Below are 15,626 nucleotides of genomic sequence, written 5' to 3'. Positions count from 1 at the left end.
GATGTGCGAGGGCGGGGGCTCGTGGTGGGTCACTTCTCCACGGGGGTGGCGGCGTTGCCGGCCGCCTCCTTGGCCGAGGACAGCAGCTTGGTGTCCTGCGGCTGCTGGTCCTCGAAGTTCTCCGGGTGGTGACAGGCGACCTGCTGCCCGGCCCGCAGCTCCTTGAGCGGCGGCTCGGTCGTCTTGCAGATCTCCGTCGCCTTCCAGCACCGGGTGTGGAAGCGGCAGCCGCTCGGCGGGGCGATCGGCGAGGGCACGTCGCCCTTGAGCAGGATGCGCTCGCTCTTGACGCCCCGGCGCTTGGGATCCGGGACCGGCACGGCCGACAGCAGCGCCTTGGAGTACGGGTGCATGGGCGACTTGTACAGCTTGTCGCGGTCGGCCAGCTCGACGATCTTGCCGAGGTACATCACCGCGATCCGGTCGGAGACGTGCCGGACCACCGACAGGTCGTGCGCGATGATCACATACGTCAGGCCCAGCTCCTCCTGGAGGTCGTCCAGCAGGTTCACCACCTGCGCCTGGATCGACACGTCCAGCGCGGAGACCGGCTCGTCCGCCACGACCAGCTTGGGGTTGAGCGCGAGCGCGCGGGCGATGCCGATGCGCTGGCGCTGGCCGCCGGAGAACTCGTGCGGGTAGCGGTTGTAGTGCTCGGGGTTGAGACCGACCACCGACAGCAGCCGCTGGACCTCCTTCTTCACGCCTCCCTCGGGGTTGACGCCCTGGAGCCGGAAGGGGGCGCTGACGATCGTGCCGATGGTGTGGCGCGGGTTCAGCGAGGAGTACGGGTCCTGGAAGATCATCTGCACGTCGCGGCGCATCGGGCGCAGCTCGCCGGTCTTCAGGTGCGTGATGTCCTGGCCCTCGAACTCGACCCGTCCGCCGGTCGGTTCGAGCAGGCGGGTGATCAGCCGGCCCATGGTGGACTTGCCGCAGCCCGACTCACCGACGACGCCGAGCGTCTCGCCCTTGCGCACCTCGAAGTCGATGCCGTCGACGGCACGCACCGCGCCGGTCTGCCGCTGGAGCAGGCCCTTGCGGATCGGGAAGTGCTTCTGAAGGCCGGTCACCTTCAGCAGGACCTCGCCGTCGGCGGTGGTGCCCTTGGTGAGGGTGCTCCCGCTCGTGTCCGGTGTGCTCACCGTTTTGTCGTCGCTCACAGCTTCGGCGCAATCTCTTCGGTCCAGATACGCTCCCGCTGCTCCTGCGTCATGTGGCAGGCGGCCCAGTGCGAGCCGCCGACCTCGGTCAGCTCGGGGCGGACCGTGCGGGTGACGTTGTCCTTCGGGATGTCCGCGTACGGGCAGCGCGGGTGGAAGGCGCAGCCGGACGGGAGGTTGATGAGGGAGGGCGGCGCACCCTTGATCGGGATGAGCCGGTCGGTCTCCTCGCGGTCCAGTCGCGGCATCGAGCCGAGCAGGCCCCAGGTGTAGGGGTGGCGGGGCTCGGAGAACACGTCCTCGGCCGGGCCGCGCTCCACGCACCGGCCGCCGTACATGACCAGCAGGTCGTCGGCCATCTCGGCGACCACGCCCAGGTCGTGGGTGATCATGATGACCGCGGAGCCGAACTCCTTCTGCAGGTCCCGGATCAGGTCGAGGATCTGCGCCTGCACGGTGACGTCCAGGGCGGTGGTCGGCTCGTCCGCGATGAGCAGCTCGGGGTTGTTCACCAGCGACATGGCGATCATGGCGCGCTGGCGCATACCGCCGGAGAACTCGTGCGGGTAGCCGTCGACGCGCTTGGCGGGCTCGGGGATGCCGACGCGGTCGAGCATCTCGATCGCCCGCTGCTTGGCGGCCTTCTTGCTGACGTCGTGGTGGACGCGGTACGCCTCGACGATCTGGTGCCCCACCGAGTAGTAGGGGTGCATCGCCGACAGCGGGTCCTGGAAGATCATGGCCATCTTCCGGCCGCGCAGCCGCCGTACGTCGTCGGGGTCGGCCCCGATCAGCTCCTGGCCGTCCAGCCAGACCTCGCCGGAGACCTTGGCGCGCGCCGAGCGGTGCAGGCCCATCACGCCGAGCGAGGTCACCGACTTGCCGGAGCCGGACTCGCCCACGATGCCCAGGGTCTTGCCCTTGCGCACGTCGAAGCTGACGCCGTCGACGGACTTGACCAGGCCGTCGTCGGTGTCGAAGTGGATGCGCAGATCACGGACGGACAGGAACACGTCGTCCGGGACGGACGGGGCGGTGGAGTCCGGTTCGCCGAGCGCGGCTTTGTCGAGCTTGCTCACGAGTACCTCACCCGGGGGTCGATGGCTGCGTACACCAGGTCGACGATCAGATTGCAGAAGACGATGAAGAACGCGGCGACCATGGTCACGCCCATGATGATCGGCAGGTCGTTCGTCTGGATGGACTGGATGGCGTAGGCACCGATGCCCTGGAGCGAGAAGACGGTCTCCGTGAGCACCGCGGAGCCGATGAGGATGCCGAAGTCCATGCCGAAGATCGTGACGATCGGGGTGAGCGCGGAGCGCAGGCCGTGCTTGGCCACGACCGTGGTCTCCGTCAGGCCCTTGGCCCTGGCCGTTCTGATGTAGTCCTCGCTCATCGTCTCCAGCATGCCCGCCCGGGTGAGCCGGGCGTAGAGCGCGGAGAAGAGGAAGGCGAGGCTGACCCAGGGCAGCACCAGGTGCCAGGCCCAGTCGGCGGGGTTCTCGGTGAACGGGACGTAGTCGACGCTGTCCCAGATCGGGATCTCGTAGACGAAGAGCGCGAGCAGGATCTGGCCGGTGAAGAAGATCGGGAGCGAGACGCCGGCGAGGGCGATGAACATGGCGGCGCGGTCGATCGGCTTGCCCTTGCGCAGCGCCGAGACAACGCCGGTCAGGACACCGAAGACCACCCAGATCACCGCGGCACCGACGGCCAGCGAAAGGGAGACGGGGATCCGCTCCAGGAGCTGGGGCCACACCTCGACGTGGTTCTTGAAGGAGTACCCGAAGCAGGGTGCGTCGCAGTGCGTCGCGTCAGGCCCGAACTTGTAGTCGGCGCCCACCACGATGCCCTTGATGAAGTTCCAGTACTGCTCGTAGACGGGCAGATCCAGCCCCAGGTTCTGCTTGATCGCGGCGACGGACTCGGGGTTCGCGTCCTTGCCGACGTACTGGGTGGCCAACTGGTCGGCCGTCTGGCCCCCGAGGCGGGGCACCAGGAAGAAGATGGCGAAAGTGACTGCGCTGACCACCAGCAGCAACAGCACGGCGCCCATGACGCGTCGGAGGATGTACGCAGCCACAGCTGTACGGCCCCGGGTGGCCGCGGCGGGGTCGTCCGCCGCGGCCACCCGGTGCCTTCACCTGCCTTTCGAAAGGATCCGGCCTGCTGACTTACTTCGAGGAGCTCATCAGCAGGTAGTCGTACATGCCGAGGTAGGCCTGCGTGACCGTGACGTTCGTCGCGGACGTCGGCCGGAGCAGCAGGTTCTTGCGGTAGATCAGCGGGACGACCGAGGCGTTGTCGAGCACCATCTTGTCGATTTCACCCCAGGCCTTGGTGCGGGCCGCGTCGTCGGTGTTGGCGATCGCGTCCGTCAGGGCCTTGTTGATCTTCGGGTCGTCCAGCTCCATCAGGTTGTTGCCGCCCGAGGGCTTGATGGCAGCGCCGTTGACGATCTGGTCGAGGAAGCCGTAGCCGGTCGGCCAGTCGGCGCCCCACGCCATCGAGAGCATGCCGAGCTTGTTGTCGTGGACGTAGCTCGGGACACCGGCGAAGTTGGAGAAGTACTTGCCGGAGGGGAACTGCTTGATCTCGACGTTGATGCCGATCTTCTTCAGCGACGCCTGGGTGGCGGTCGCCGCCGCGATCTCGGCGGGGCGGTCGGAGCGGGCCGTCAGGATCGTGTTGAAGCCGTTCGGCTTGCCGCACGCCTTCAGCGCCGCCTTGGCCTTGGCGACGTCACCCTTGTGACCCTCGGTCGCGTAGGTGTCGAACTTGGTGTAGCCGTTCACCGACGGCGGCAGCAGCGTGGTCGCCACGTCGCCCTTCGGGGAACCGCCCATGGCGTCGAGCACCGACTGCTTGTCGAGGCCCCACTGCACGGCCTTGCGGCAGTCGGCGTTGTCGAACGGCTTCACGTTCACGTTGAGCGCGATGTACTGCGTCGCGCCCGCGTAGGAGCTGTCGGTCTGGTCGGCGAGCTTGCCGCGCAGCACCTTCGGCTGGGTCTGCGGCTGCACACCCGTGCCGGCCGCGTCAGCCGTGATCTTGTCCGAGATCAGGTTGTTGTCGACCGTGACCGGGTTGACCTTGAACTTGATCGTGATCTTGTCCGGCAGGGCCTTGCGGATCGGGTCCGTCTTGGCGTCCCACTGCGGGTTGCGCACGAGGGTGGCGCCGCGGCCCTCCTCGTAGGACTCGAACTGGTACGGGCCGGAGGACTGGATGGCCTGGACGTACTTCGCACCGGTGTCCTTCGCCTTCGGCACGGGGGCCGTCTGCGAGAACGTCGCCAGGTAGTCGAAGTCGGCGAACGGCTGCTTCAGCTTGAAGACGATCGTCCGGTCGTCCGGCGTCTCGATGGACTTGATGCCCTCGGCGGACTTGTCCTTGTAGGGGCCCTTGTACTTGTCGCCGCCCTCAAGGTACGCCTTGAAGTAGGTCGGGCCGTTGGAGAGCGCCTCGGGCGCGAAGTTGGAGCGCTCGATGGCGTACTTCACGTCCTTGGACGTCACCGGGGTGCCGTCCTGGAACTTCACACCCGCACGCAGCTTGTACGTCCAGGTCTTGGCGTCCGGGCTGGACTTGCCGAGGCCCTCGGCGAGGTCCGGAACGACCTCCAGGCCCTCCTTGCCCGCCGCTGGCTTGAACGTGGTGAGCGTCCGGCCGTAGAGGCGGGAGAAGTTCTGGACCCAGCCGTAGTACGTGTTGCCCGGGTCGAGGGAGTCCGGCACGTCCGAGTGCTCGTACGTGGCCGTCCCTCCCTTCTTGTCCGACGCGTTGACGATCGAGTTCAGCGCGGCGTCCTTCTTGCCGCTGCCTCCCCCGTCGTTGTCGTCACCGCCGCCGCCGCACGCGGCAGCACCCAGCGACAGTGCCAGGACCGACGCAACGCCGGCGGTCACCCTTCTCGTCTTCACCTGAGGAAGCCCCCTCATTCGATGGATCACTTGCTGCGAGGGTCGAGGGCGTCACGCAGCCCGTCACCCAGCAGGTTGAAGGCCAGGACGGTGATGAAGATCGCCAGTCCGGGCACGAACATGTACTGCGGATCAGCCGTGTAGAGATCCACAGCGTTGCTGAGCATGCCGCCCCAGGAGGCCTGCGGCGGAGCGATACCGACGCCGAGGAAGCTCAGCGCGGCCTCGAACAGGATGTTCGTCGGGATGATCAGCGTCGCGTAGACGAGGATCGGTGCGACGAGGTTCGGGAGGAGCTCCCGGAACAGGACGTACGGACCGCGCGCCCCGAGGCTCGTGGCGGCCTCGATGAACTCCCGCTTGCGCAGGGTCATCGTCTGGGCGCGCACGATGCGGCCGATGTACGGCCAGCTGAAGAAGCCGATCACGAAGATCAGCACGCAGATGCGCAGCGGCAGGCCTTCGAGGCCGAAGAACCCGTCCTGCACCGCGGCGGAGATCGAGATGGCGAACAGCAGCAGGGGGAAGGCCAGGAAGGTGTCCATCAGCCTGCTGATGACGCTGTCGATCCATCCGCCGTAGTAGCCGGCGACGACACCGAGCACGGTGCCGATGCACACGGACAGCAGCGTGGCGCCGCCCGCGACCAGCAGGGAGACCCAGGAACCGTCGATGATGCGGGCGAGCATGTCCCGGCCGTACTGGGGGTCCACGCCGAGCGGGTGGTCCCAACTCATGCCTCCCCAGCCGCCCTTGGGGGCGAGCAGCGCGGGGTCGATGAGGTCCTGGTTGAACTTGTTGGGATCGAGGTTGAAGATCCACTGGATCGGCTTGGAGAACACCGCCATCAGCGTGAGCAGGATGACGACGACGCCTCCCGCCATCGCCACCTTGTCCCGCTTGAAGCGCATCCAGGCGATCTGACTGAGCGAGCGCCCTTCGATCTGGCTCTTCTTGACCCCGGAGAGCACGGCCTCGGGCTGTGCTCCGGCTTCCGCCCCGGTGGTCTCGATCGGTGCGGTCACGGTGCGATTGACCCCTCTCGGGCCGGCGATCGCCGAGCCCCTGGCTGCCGCTGTAGCGGTTTTGTTTGTCTCGTACACGCGACCGACCCGGCCCGTGTCTTGCGGGGAGTCTTCAACGCTTTGGCGATCAGTTGCCAGACTTGGCGGTGAAAGGATGCGTAAACGTGATGCTGTCTGCGAGGTTCCGTTATCCGGACAGCGGGTAGCAGGGGTCGGACACGTGAGGACAGGGGTATTTTAGGGCATAAGCGATCAATCTCCCTCTATCTACGCGCGGAGAGCAGAGTGATTGTCGCGTTCGGGAGAGGCCGCGGAGGGCGTTTTCCGGCCGGTCAGTACCGGCCTTGGGCCGGGGGGTATCCGTAGCCGGAGGCCGGGGCGGCCGGGGCCTGGACGGGGGCGGTGGCGTGGGCCTCGCGGTCGTAGAAGGGGCGCGCTGTCGCGCGCAGCCACATCGCGACCGGGTCGTGCTCGTCGGACATGGCGACGGTCGACACGGGGAGCCCGTCCGGCACGGCGCCGAGGGACTGCTGCATCATCGCGCGCACGGAGTCCACGGCCGGCGGCGAGGTGTCGTACACGTCCAGTCCGATGGCGAGGTACGGCGCCCCGAGCGCGGGCTGCACCCAGGCGCGGCGCAGCGAGCGGACCGCCGGGGTGCGGTGGGCGTTCTGCGCGAGCAGGGCGTAGAACTGCGGGATCTCGATGGCCGGTTCGGACAGCCGCAGGGGGCCCGCGGGCTGGCGGTCCAGGCCGGTGGCGATCCGGCGCAGATCGAGCCAGGGGATCCCGACGCCGCCGCCGGGGGCGTGCGGGTTCAGCCAGAGGCCGTAGTGGTCGGGGTAGAGCGCACGGGCGACGTCGACGCCGTCGACCACCTCGTAGGAGCGGTTCCAGCCGCTGGCGGAGAGCTCCTGGGCGGAGGTCACGCAAGGGGCGTAGCCGAAGCCGTCGACGTCCATGTTCCCGTACTGGGCGTCCGGGGAACCGGCCTGGCCGTGCCACAGGAGCATCCAGATCTGGCCGGTGTGCGGGGTCGCGAGCGCGCGCAGGAGAGCCTCGTAGGCGTCGTAACGCCCGGGCGTGACCTGGCGCAGCATGTGCTCGACCTGTCCGGCCGCGGCCGTGCCGCTCGCGCTCACCTTTACCGCCCCTTCGTACAACGCCTCGACGGTGCCCTAGCTTAAGCCCGCAGGGGAGCCCGGGGATTGACGCCGTCGGGCGAGTGCGGGTCGTGTGTGGTTGATCGCGCCGTTCCTCGCGCCCCTGAGTGGGCTGCCCTACCGCTGGAAAAAGGGCCGGACCCGGTCCCGCATCCAGGCGCCCACCGGGTCCTCTGCCACGTCCAGGAGGACGAGGTTGACCGGCCAGGGGGCCGGGACGGCGCTGACTGCGCGGGTGAGGGCGTCCAGGGGGAGGGCGCGCAGGTCGCCTTCCCACTGGGAGAGTTCGACGCCGACGAACATCACGGGGGCGGCGGTCTCGATGGCCGCGAGGCAGCGGCGGGCCGTGACGACGACACCGGTCGCCTCGAACTCCGCGGAGGCGGCGGCGAGGAAGTCCACCGGGTCCTCCTGCCAGTCCGGCTCGAAGAGGCGGACCCGGCCGCCGCTCGCCGGGCCGTCCAGCGGGGTCCGGCCGGCCCGGCACAGCTCGGCCACCGCGGGCGGCGGGAGCGGGATGCCGACCACGCCACCCGGGTTGACGGCGATGCCCGCGTGCGGGGGCAGACCGCGGGCGAACTCCACGGCGGGCGCGATGGTGTACGACATGTGGGAGCCGACGACCTGGCGGAACTGCTCCTCGGAGCTGAACACCGGCACGAACGCCTGGCCGTCGATCTCGATGCCGGGCAGGTCGAGGGGGCCGCTGTGCGGGCCGCCGCCGCTGGGCAGCGGAATCCACACGAAGCTGCGGCCTAGCACCTCGACGATCCGTCCGCCGGCCGCCGGTCCGGCGCCGAGGGAGGCCGAGAGCACCTCCTCCAGCTCGTTGCCTGGCCAACCGCCGTGCGGGTGGGTCTGCGTCTGCGCCGGGAAGTCCGCGGAGAAGCCCGCCGGGATGTCCATCTGCCTACCGCCTGCCTGGAACCACTGCTGTGGCTCAAAGGCTAACGGCTGCGGGACGCGGGGAGGCAGGGCCGTGTTGGACCCGACGGGACGGGGAGGGCGTGGCGGATGCGGAGGCCGGTCCGTGGACCGGGGCGCGGGACCGGGTCGGCGCCCCGCCGGCGCGGGACCGGACCGCGGACCCCGGGCCGGCCTCCGCCCGGAGGGGCTGCGACGGACGGGGCTGCGACGGGTCCGTCGCCTGGGCCGTGCGCCCCCCGGGCCGGGGCCCGGAGCCGGGACAGCGGACGAGGCGGTGTGCACGACCGCAGGGGGAGGCTCTTGAGTCCGGGAACGCCGTCCGGGACCGGTGGCAGGGGGCCGCGCTCCGGCGCCCGGGGGCGACGCCCCGGCCCGGCGGGCAGGCGTCAGGTCGCCGACGTCCCCTGTCCAGCGGCAGGCGTCACATGGCCGATGGCAGGTGGCCGATGCCCCGGCAGCCGGCAACCGGCATGCCCGATCCGGCGTCAGGTCGCCGATGGCAGTGGCCAACGCCCCGACAACCGGCATCCCCTGTCCGGGGGAAGGCGTCAGGTCGCCGATGGCAGGTGCCCGACGCCCCGGCAGCCGGCAACCGGCATGCCCGATCCGGCGTCAGGTCGCCGATGGCAGTGGCCAACGCCCCGACAACCGGCATCCCCTGTCCGAGGGAAGGCGTCAGGTCGCCGATGGCAGGTGCCCGACGGCCCGGCGGCCCGACGGCCGACGGCCCGACGGCCCGGCGGCCCGACGGCCCGGCGGCCGGCGGCCGGGTGGCCGACGCCCCCGGTCCAGCCGCAGGCGTCAGGTCGCCGACGATCAATGGCAGGTGACCGCACTCCAGCGTCCGGCGCCCCGGAGTCCAGCGGCAGGCGTCACGTAGCCGGCCCCGGGGTCCAGCGGCAGGCGTCAGCCGACCCCCAGGGTCCAGCGGCAGGCGTCACATGACCGCCCCGGCAACCGGCGGCAGGCGTCACCTGGCCGGCGCCCCGGCAACCGGCAGCAGGCGTCACCTAGCCACCACCCCGGCAACCGACGCCCCGGCAGCAGCCCGGCACTCGGTATCCCTGCGGTACGCAGAAGCAGCCTGCCGCCCCGTCGCCCTCTCCCCCTGCCCTTCCCCCCGCCCCGGTCCCTCAGCCCGTGAAGCCGATTCTCTGGAGCGCGTTCGCCGCGTCGCGGTCGGCGAGGACGGCCGAGCCGCAGCCCGAGGGGAGGTCGCCGCGTTCCACCGCGTGCAGGAGGCGGGTGCTGGCCGCGCGGTGGCGCAGGAACGCGTAGCGCGAGACGCCGCGGCCCCGGTCGCGCTGGCCGGCCAGGGCCTGCTCGGCGGGGACGTCGAGGAGGAGCAGGTGGAGCGTGCCGCCCCGGCGGCGGGCCTCGCGGGCCAGCCAGCGGCGGACCCAGGCCTGGGTGCCGCAGTCGTGCACGACGACGCCCTCGCCGGTGCGCAGGGCGCGGCGCAGCCCGGCGTAGTGGGCGAGGCGGACGAGCGGGCGGTAGAGCGCGTAGGGCAGGGCGCGCGGCATGCGGCGGGCCCAGCGGTCCCGGGTGTCCTGGGAGTCGATGCGCCGGCCCGGCACGGTGCGCCGCATCAGCGTGGACTTGCCGCTGCCGGGCAGGCCCGTGACCACGACGAGGTCGCGGGGGCCGAACAGCAGCGCGTGCGGGCTGCGGCCGGCGCGGTCGCGCAGGTCACGGACGACCGGTGCCGGCGCCGGGGCGCGGACCGCCCGGGCCGGAACGGCCGGCTGCTCGGGCAGCGCGATGCCCGTCGTCGCGTACGCGGTGGTCCTGTTCACCGTGATCGTCCTCCCCTGGGGCCAGGTACGGAGTCCCATCCCCGCCGAGTGTAAAGAGAAGGTAATGCCGCAGGCCTCTCATTTACGTTCTCGTCCTGCAACAGGGCTGCTACAGGTCGCCGTGTCCGGCGGGCGGGACTCGTGCACTCCCTGTGAAAGGTCCCCCTGCCGCGCCGGAAGGATGCGTGCAATGATGTGCGCGCCAACTGCATACCGGCCGTTTGAATCCGCGCGGGAGAGTCCCCAGCAGCAGCTGTCGCTGGGGCGCCGAAGGAGCAAGTCCCTCCCTTGAATCTCTCAGGCCCCGTTACCGCGCGGGCGAGGCACATCTGAAAAGCGGGCCCTCCCCTGCCCCGGCAGGCCGGCTCCACCCAAGGTGCAAGCCATGGACCAGCGCGGTCATGGCGAACCTCTCAGGTTCCGATGACAGATGGGGAGGAACGACCTCGCCCGTCATTGCCCTGGGAGACGACCGACCGTGAGCAGTACAGGAGAACTCCGTCACACCGCGCTCGATGCCCTGCATCGTTCGCTCGGTGCGACGATGACCGACTTCGCCGGCTGGGACATGCCCCTGCGCTACGGCTCCGAGCGCGACGAGCACATCGCCGTGCGCACGAAGGCCGGCCTCTTCGACCTCTCCCACATGGGTGAGATCACCGTCACCGGCCCGCAGGCCGCCACGCTGCTGGACTTCGCCCTGGTGGGCAACATCGGCGGCGTGAAGCCGGGCCGCGCCCGCTACACCATGATCTGCCGCCCCGACGGCGGCATCCTGGACGACCTGATCGTCTACCGCCTTGGCGAGACCGAGTACATGGTGGTCGCCAACGCCTCCAACGCCCAGGTCGTCCTGGACGCGCTGACCGAGCGCGCCGCCGGCTTCGACGCCGAGGTCCGCGACGACCGGGACGCCTACGCGCTGATCGCCGTCCAGGGACCGGAGTCGCCCGGGATCCTGAAGTCCCTGACCGACGCCGACCTCGACGGCCTGAAGTACTACGCCGGGCTGCCCGGCACCGTCGCGGGCGTCCCGGCCCTGATCGCCCGGACCGGTTACACCGGCGAGGACGGCTTCGAACTGTTCGTGAAGCCCGAGCACGCCGTCGAGCTGTGGCAGGGCCTGACCAAGGCCGGCGAGGGCGTCGGCCTGGTCCCGTGCGGGCTGTCCTGCCGCGACACGCTGCGCCTGGAAGCGGGCATGCCGCTGTACGGGCACGAGCTGTCGACCTCCCTCACGCCCTTCGACGCCGGGCTCGGCCGGGTCGTGAAGTTCGAGAAGGAGGGCGACTTCGTGGGCCGCGAGGCCCTGCGCGAGGCCGCCGCCCGCGCCGAGCAGAACCCGCCGCGCGTGCTGGTCGGGCTGGTCGCCGAGGGCCGCCGGGTGCCGCGCGCCGGGTACGCGGTCGTCGCCGGCGGCGAGGTGATCGGCGAGGTCACCTCCGGAGCCCCCTCCCCCACCCTCGGCAAGCCGATCGCGATGGCGTACGTCGACGCCACGCACGCCACGCCCGGCTCGGCCGGCGTGGGCGTGGACATCCGGGGCAGTCACGAGCCGTACGAGGTCGTGGCGCTGCCGTTCTACAAGCGCCAGAAGTAGACACTGGCCGGAGGGCCGCGCCAGCGGCCGCGGGCCCGTCGTCCCAGCTCACCAGTAGTCCCCCCTTCCACAGCACTCCCGCGCGTACAGGAGAATCCAGGCCATGAGCAACCCCAAAGAGCTGCGCTACAGCAAGGAGCACGAGTGGCTGTCGGCCGCCGAGGACGGCGTCTCGACGGTCGGCATCACGGAGCACGCGGCCAACGCGCTCGGCGATGTCGTGTTCGTCCAGCTTCCCGAGGTCGGTGACTCCGTGTCCGCCGGCGAGACCTGCGGCGAGCTGGAGTCGACCAAGTCGGTGTCCGACCTGTACTCCCCCGTCTCCGGTGAGGTCACCGAGGTCAACGAGGACGTCGTGAACGACCCGTCGCTGGTGAACTCGGCCCCCTTCGAGGGCGGCTGGCTGTTCAAGGTGCGGATCTCGGACGAGCCGGCCGACCTGCTCTCCGCCGACGAGTACACCGCGTTCTCCGCGGGCTGAGGAGTCGTATGTCCGTCCTGAACACACCCCTGCACGAGCTCGACCCGGCGGTCGCCGCCGCCGTCGACGCCGAGCTGCACCGCCAGCAGTCCACGCTGGAGATGATCGCGTCGGAGAACTTCGCTCCGGTCGCGGTCATGGAGGCGCAGGGCTCGGTCCTCACCAACAAGTACGCCGAGGGCTACCCGGGCCGCCGCTACTACGGCGGCTGCGAGCACGTCGACGTGGTCGAGCAGATCGCGATCGACCGCATCAAGGAGCTGTTCGGCGCCGAGCACGCCAACGTCCAGCCGCACTCGGGCGCCCAGGCCAACGCCGCCGCGATGTTCGCGCTGCTCAAGCCGGGCGACACCATCATGGGTCTGAACCTCGCGCACGGCGGGCACCTGACCCACGGCATGAAGATCAACTTCTCCGGCAAGCTCTACGACGTCGTCGCCTACCACGTGGGCGACGACGGCCGGGTCGACATGGCCGAGGTCGAGCGGCTGGCGAAGGAGTCCCGGCCGAAGCTGATCGTCGCCGGCTGGTCGGCCTACCCGCGGCAGCTGGACTTCGCGGAGTTCCGCCGGATCGCGGACGAGGTCGGCGCGTACCTGATGGTCGACATGGCCCACTTCGCCGGTCTTGTAGCGGCCGGGCTGCACCCCAACCCGGTGCCGCACGCGCACGTGGTCACCACCACGACCCACAAGACCCTCGGCGGCCCCCGCGGCGGTGTGATCCTCTCCACGGCCGAACTGGCCAAGAAGATCAACTCCGCCGTCTTCCCCGGTCAGCAGGGCGGCCCGCTGGAGCATGTGATCGCCGCCAAGGCTGTCGCCTTCAAGGTCGCCGCCTCGGAGGACTTCAAGGAACGCCAGCGCCGTACGCTGGACGGTGCCCGCATCCTGGCCGAGCGTCTGGTGAAGGACGACGTCCGGGCCGTGGGCGTGGACGTCCTGTCCGGCGGCACGGACGTGCACCTGGTCCTGGTCGACCTGCGCCATTCGGAGCTGGACGGACAGCAGGCCGAGGACCGCCTCCACGAGGTGGGCATCACCGTCAACCGGAACGCGATCCCGAACGACCCGCGTCCGCCGATGGTGACGTCCGGTCTGCGGATCGGCACACCGGCCCTGGCGACCCGGGGCTTCGGCACCGAGGACTTCGCGGAGGTCGCGGACGTCATCGCCGAGGCGCTGAAGCCGGCCTACGACGCGCAGGCCCTCAAGGCCCGGGTGAAGGCCCTGGCCGACAAGCACCCGCTGTACCCGGGTCTGAACAAGTAAAGAAGAAACCTTTCGGGTGCCGCCGCCCGTCACGAGCGGGCGCGGCACCCACCCCCTCTGCACCACCCCCGTAGTCAGGAGTTCCCCCGTGGCCATCTCGGTCTTCGACCTGTTCTCGATCGGCATCGGCCCGTCCAGCTCCCACACCGTCGGCCCGATGCGGGCGGCGGGCCTGTTCGTCCGGCGGCTGCGCAACGAGGAGCTCCTGGGGTCCGTCGCCTCGGTCCGCTCGGAGCTGTACGGCTCGCTCGGCGCGACCGGCCACGGCCACGGCACGCCCAAGGCGGTGCTGCTCGGCCTGGAGGGCGACTCGCCCCGCACGGTGGACGTCACGAGCGCCGACGACCGGGTGGAGGCGATCAGGACCGGCGGGCGGCTGAACCTGCTCGGCGAGCACGAGATCGCGTTCTCCTTCGACGACGACATGGTCCTGCACCGCCGCAAGGCCCTGCCGTACCACGCCAACGGCATGACGCTGTGGGCGTACGACGCCTCGGGCGCGGAGCTGCTGACGAAGACGTACTACTCGGTCGGCGGCGGTTTCGTCGTCGACGAGGACGCGGTCGGGGCGGACCGCATCAAGCTCGACGACACCGTGCTGAAGTACCCCTTCCGCACGGGCGACGAGCTGCTGCGCCTGACCGAGGAGACGGGCCTGTCCATCTCCGCGCTGATGCTGGAGAACGAGCGGGCCTGGCGCACCGAGCAGGAGATCCGCGAGGGGCTGCTGGAGATCTGGCAGGTGATGCGGGACTGCGTGGCGCGCGGACTGTCCCAGGAGGGCATCCTGCCGGGCGGTCTCAAGGTGCGCCGCCGGGCCGCGAACACCGCGCGCAAGCTGCGCTCCGAGGGCGACCCGCTGGCCCTCGCCATGGAGTGGATCACCCTCTACGCCATGGCGGTCAACGAGGAGAACGCCGCCGGCGGCCGGGTCGTCACCGCCCCCACCAACGGCGCCGCCGGCATCATCCCGGCGGTCCTGCACTACTACGTCAACTTCGCGGCGGGCTCCGCCTCCGAAGAAGAAAAAGAGGAGGGCGTGGTCCGCTTCCTGCTCGCCGCGGGCGCCATCGGCATGCTCTTCAAGGAGAACGCCTCCATCTCCGGCGCCGAGGTCGGCTGCCAGGGCGAGGTCGGCTCCGCCTGCTCGATGGCCGCGGGGGCCCTGGCCGAGGTCCTCGGCGGCTCGCCGGAGCAGGTCGAGAACGCCGCCGAGATCGGCATGGAGCACAACCTCGGCCTCACCTGCGACCCGGTCGGCGGCCTGGTCCAGATCCCCTGCATCGAACGCAACGGCATGGCCGCGGTCAAGGCCGTCACCGCCGCCCGGATGGCCATGCGCGGCGACGGCTCCCACAAGGTGTCCCTGGACAAGGTCATCAAGACGATGAAGGACACCGGCGCGGACATGTCGGTGAAGTACAAGGAGACGGCCCGGGGCGGGCTGGCGGTGAACATCATCGAGTGCTAGGGGGTTCCTGTCCGGCGCGGGGTGCCTTCACGTCTCGGCGCGGCGGTACCTACGGTTTGTGGGTCACCCAGAGCAGTTCCGCCGGCCAGCGGTGTGCCCAGTCGGGCGGGTCGGTTTCGTTGTAGCCGTTGGGTGTTCCGGGTCCGGGCCGCGGCTCGATGAGGTCGTCGATGACGAGACCCGCGCCGCGCAGGACCTTGACCCAGTCGCCGTAGGTGAGCTGATAGCTGGTCGCGCCGTCGTCTTCGGCGATGGTGTTCAGCCCGAAGTAGTCCTGCTGCAGCGTCGTGGTCACGCGGCCGGCGGCTTCGTCGTAGCACGCTTCGAACCATGGGCTGGCGACGTTGAACACCAGGCGCCCGCCTCGGCGCAGGACGCGTGCGGCCTGTGGGACGGCCAGGTGCGGGGGCGCCCAGCTGAGCCCACCGAAGTCGCAGAACACCAGGTCGAAGCTGTCTGCGGCGAAGGGGAGTTGTTCGGCGGCGCCTTGCACCAGCCGGTAGCGGGCCGCTCCCATGGCGCGGGACGCTGCGGCGAGTTGGGCCTCGGACAGGTCGAGCCCGACCACGGTGGCGCCCTCGGCGGCGAGCGCCCTGGACCACTGTCCGGCGCCGCAGCCGAGTTCGAGGACGCGCTTGCCGGTGACGTCACCAAGGGCCCGCAGGTGCGCGTCGGGGATGGAGTACATGCCCCACAGCCGCGGCGCGGCGCCGATCTGCGGGTCGTGCTCGTGCTGGTAGGCGCTGCTGATCCGGTTCCAGAGCCGCCGGTTGGCGGGGATGCTGTCCACCCCCCGACTC

Annotated in this window: 13 protein-coding genes and 2 riboswitches; of the genes, 4 read left to right on the top strand and 9 right to left on the bottom strand. The window is 70.3% G+C overall.

Features of this window, described 5'->3' with window-relative positions; all coding sequences use genetic code 11:
- Positions 1 to 29 precede the first annotated feature (29 nt).
- From RFN52_RS28240 to RFN52_RS28205, 8 genes are all read right to left on the bottom strand, one after another.
- Positions 30 to 1,163, bottom strand: a complete 1,134-nt coding sequence (locus tag RFN52_RS28240) for an ABC transporter ATP-binding protein (RefSeq protein ID WP_184850223.1) — start codon at positions 1,161 to 1,163, stop codon at positions 30 to 32.
- Entirely contained in the window at positions 1,160 to 2,242 is a 1,083-nt protein-coding gene (locus tag RFN52_RS28235; RefSeq protein WP_184850221.1) for an ABC transporter ATP-binding protein, read from the bottom strand. The genes RFN52_RS28240 and RFN52_RS28235 overlap by 4 nt, the downstream gene beginning before the upstream one ends.
- Complete coding sequence (locus RFN52_RS28230) at positions 2,239 to 3,249, bottom strand: ABC transporter permease (protein WP_184850219.1); 1,011 nt, start codon at positions 3,247 to 3,249, stop codon at positions 2,239 to 2,241. The genes RFN52_RS28235 and RFN52_RS28230 overlap by 4 nt, the downstream gene beginning before the upstream one ends.
- Before the next feature lie 91 nt (positions 3,250 to 3,340).
- Positions 3,341 to 5,107 carry an ABC transporter substrate-binding protein gene (locus RFN52_RS28225; RefSeq protein ID WP_184850217.1) on the bottom strand — a complete coding sequence of 589 codons (1,767 nt, stop codon included), beginning with the start codon at positions 5,105 to 5,107 and terminating at the stop codon, positions 3,341 to 3,343.
- A gap of 8 nt (positions 5,108 to 5,115) precedes the next feature.
- Positions 5,116 to 6,114, bottom strand: a complete 999-nt coding sequence (locus RFN52_RS28220) for an ABC transporter permease (RefSeq protein WP_184850215.1) — start codon at positions 6,112 to 6,114, stop codon at positions 5,116 to 5,118.
- A 332-nt stretch (positions 6,115 to 6,446) separates the two neighbouring features.
- Positions 6,447 to 7,256: an enhanced serine sensitivity protein SseB C-terminal domain-containing protein gene (locus RFN52_RS28215; protein ID WP_184850213.1), complete on the bottom strand. Its 810-nt coding sequence runs from the start codon at positions 7,254 to 7,256 to the stop codon at positions 6,447 to 6,449.
- 138 nt (positions 7,257 to 7,394) lie between these two features.
- Positions 7,395 to 8,183 carry an enhanced serine sensitivity protein SseB gene (locus tag RFN52_RS28210; protein WP_184850211.1) on the bottom strand — a complete coding sequence of 263 codons (789 nt, stop codon included), beginning with the start codon at positions 8,181 to 8,183 and terminating at the stop codon, positions 7,395 to 7,397.
- Positions 8,184 to 9,337: 1,154 nt separating this feature from the next.
- A complete protein-coding gene (locus RFN52_RS28205) occupies positions 9,338 to 10,003 on the bottom strand; it encodes an AAA family ATPase (RefSeq protein ID WP_184850209.1) in 666 nt (221 codons plus the stop codon).
- A gap of 222 nt (positions 10,004 to 10,225) precedes the next feature.
- Positions 10,226 to 10,326: riboswitch (glycine riboswitch) on the top strand.
- Positions 10,327 to 10,443, top strand: a riboswitch (glycine riboswitch).
- Between the two features lie 38 nt (positions 10,444 to 10,481).
- Here RFN52_RS28205 and gcvT point away from each other — a divergent pair.
- The 4 genes from gcvT (at position 10,482) to RFN52_RS28185 (ending at position 14,826) form a co-directional block, all read left to right on the top strand.
- Positions 10,482 to 11,603 (top strand): glycine cleavage system aminomethyltransferase GcvT, encoded by a 1,122-nt coding sequence (gene gcvT / locus RFN52_RS28200; RefSeq protein ID WP_184850206.1) that lies wholly within the window; start codon positions 10,482 to 10,484, stop codon positions 11,601 to 11,603.
- 103 nt (positions 11,604 to 11,706) lie between these two features.
- The gene (gcvH, locus tag RFN52_RS28195) at positions 11,707 to 12,084 is read left to right on the top strand and encodes a glycine cleavage system protein GcvH (protein ID WP_184850204.1); all 378 of its coding nucleotides are present in this window, start codon (positions 11,707 to 11,709) and stop codon (positions 12,082 to 12,084) included.
- 8 nt (positions 12,085 to 12,092) lie between these two features.
- The gene (gene glyA, locus RFN52_RS28190) at positions 12,093 to 13,355 is read left to right on the top strand and encodes a serine hydroxymethyltransferase (RefSeq protein ID WP_161365993.1); all 1,263 of its coding nucleotides are present in this window, start codon (positions 12,093 to 12,095) and stop codon (positions 13,353 to 13,355) included.
- Between the two features lie 88 nt (positions 13,356 to 13,443).
- Positions 13,444 to 14,826 (top strand): L-serine ammonia-lyase, encoded by a 1,383-nt coding sequence (locus RFN52_RS28185; RefSeq protein WP_184850202.1) that lies wholly within the window; start codon positions 13,444 to 13,446, stop codon positions 14,824 to 14,826.
- Between the two features lie 49 nt (positions 14,827 to 14,875).
- On the opposite strand, the gene RFN52_RS28180 is transcribed toward RFN52_RS28185, so the two are convergent.
- On the bottom strand, positions 14,876 to 15,616 hold the full coding sequence (locus RFN52_RS28180) for a class I SAM-dependent methyltransferase (protein ID WP_184850200.1): 741 nt from the start codon (positions 15,614 to 15,616) through the stop codon (positions 14,876 to 14,878).
- Positions 15,617 to 15,626 lie beyond the last annotated feature (10 nt).

The organism is Streptomyces collinus, assembly GCF_031348265.1.
GTDB lineage: Bacteria > Actinomycetota > Actinomycetes > Streptomycetales > Streptomycetaceae > Streptomyces > Streptomyces collinus.
Note: the sequence above shows the minus strand (reverse complement) of the source record. Positions and strands in the feature narration are given on the sequence as shown.

Bases quoted from the DNA above. Each gene is read 5' to 3' on its own strand.
- RFN52_RS28210 (WP_184850211.1), bottom strand. From the start codon at position 8,183: ATGGACATCCCGGCGGGCTTCTCCGCGGACTTCCCGGCGCAGACGCAG.
- gcvH (WP_184850204.1), top strand. From the start codon at position 11,707: ATGAGCAACCCCAAAGAGCTGCGCTACAGCAAGGAGCACGAGTGGCTG.
- RFN52_RS28225 (WP_184850217.1), bottom strand. From the start codon at position 5,107: ATGAGGGGGCTTCCTCAGGTGAAGACGAGAAGGGTGACCGCCGGCGTT.
- glyA (WP_161365993.1), top strand. From the start codon at position 12,093: ATGTCCGTCCTGAACACACCCCTGCACGAGCTCGACCCGGCGGTCGCC.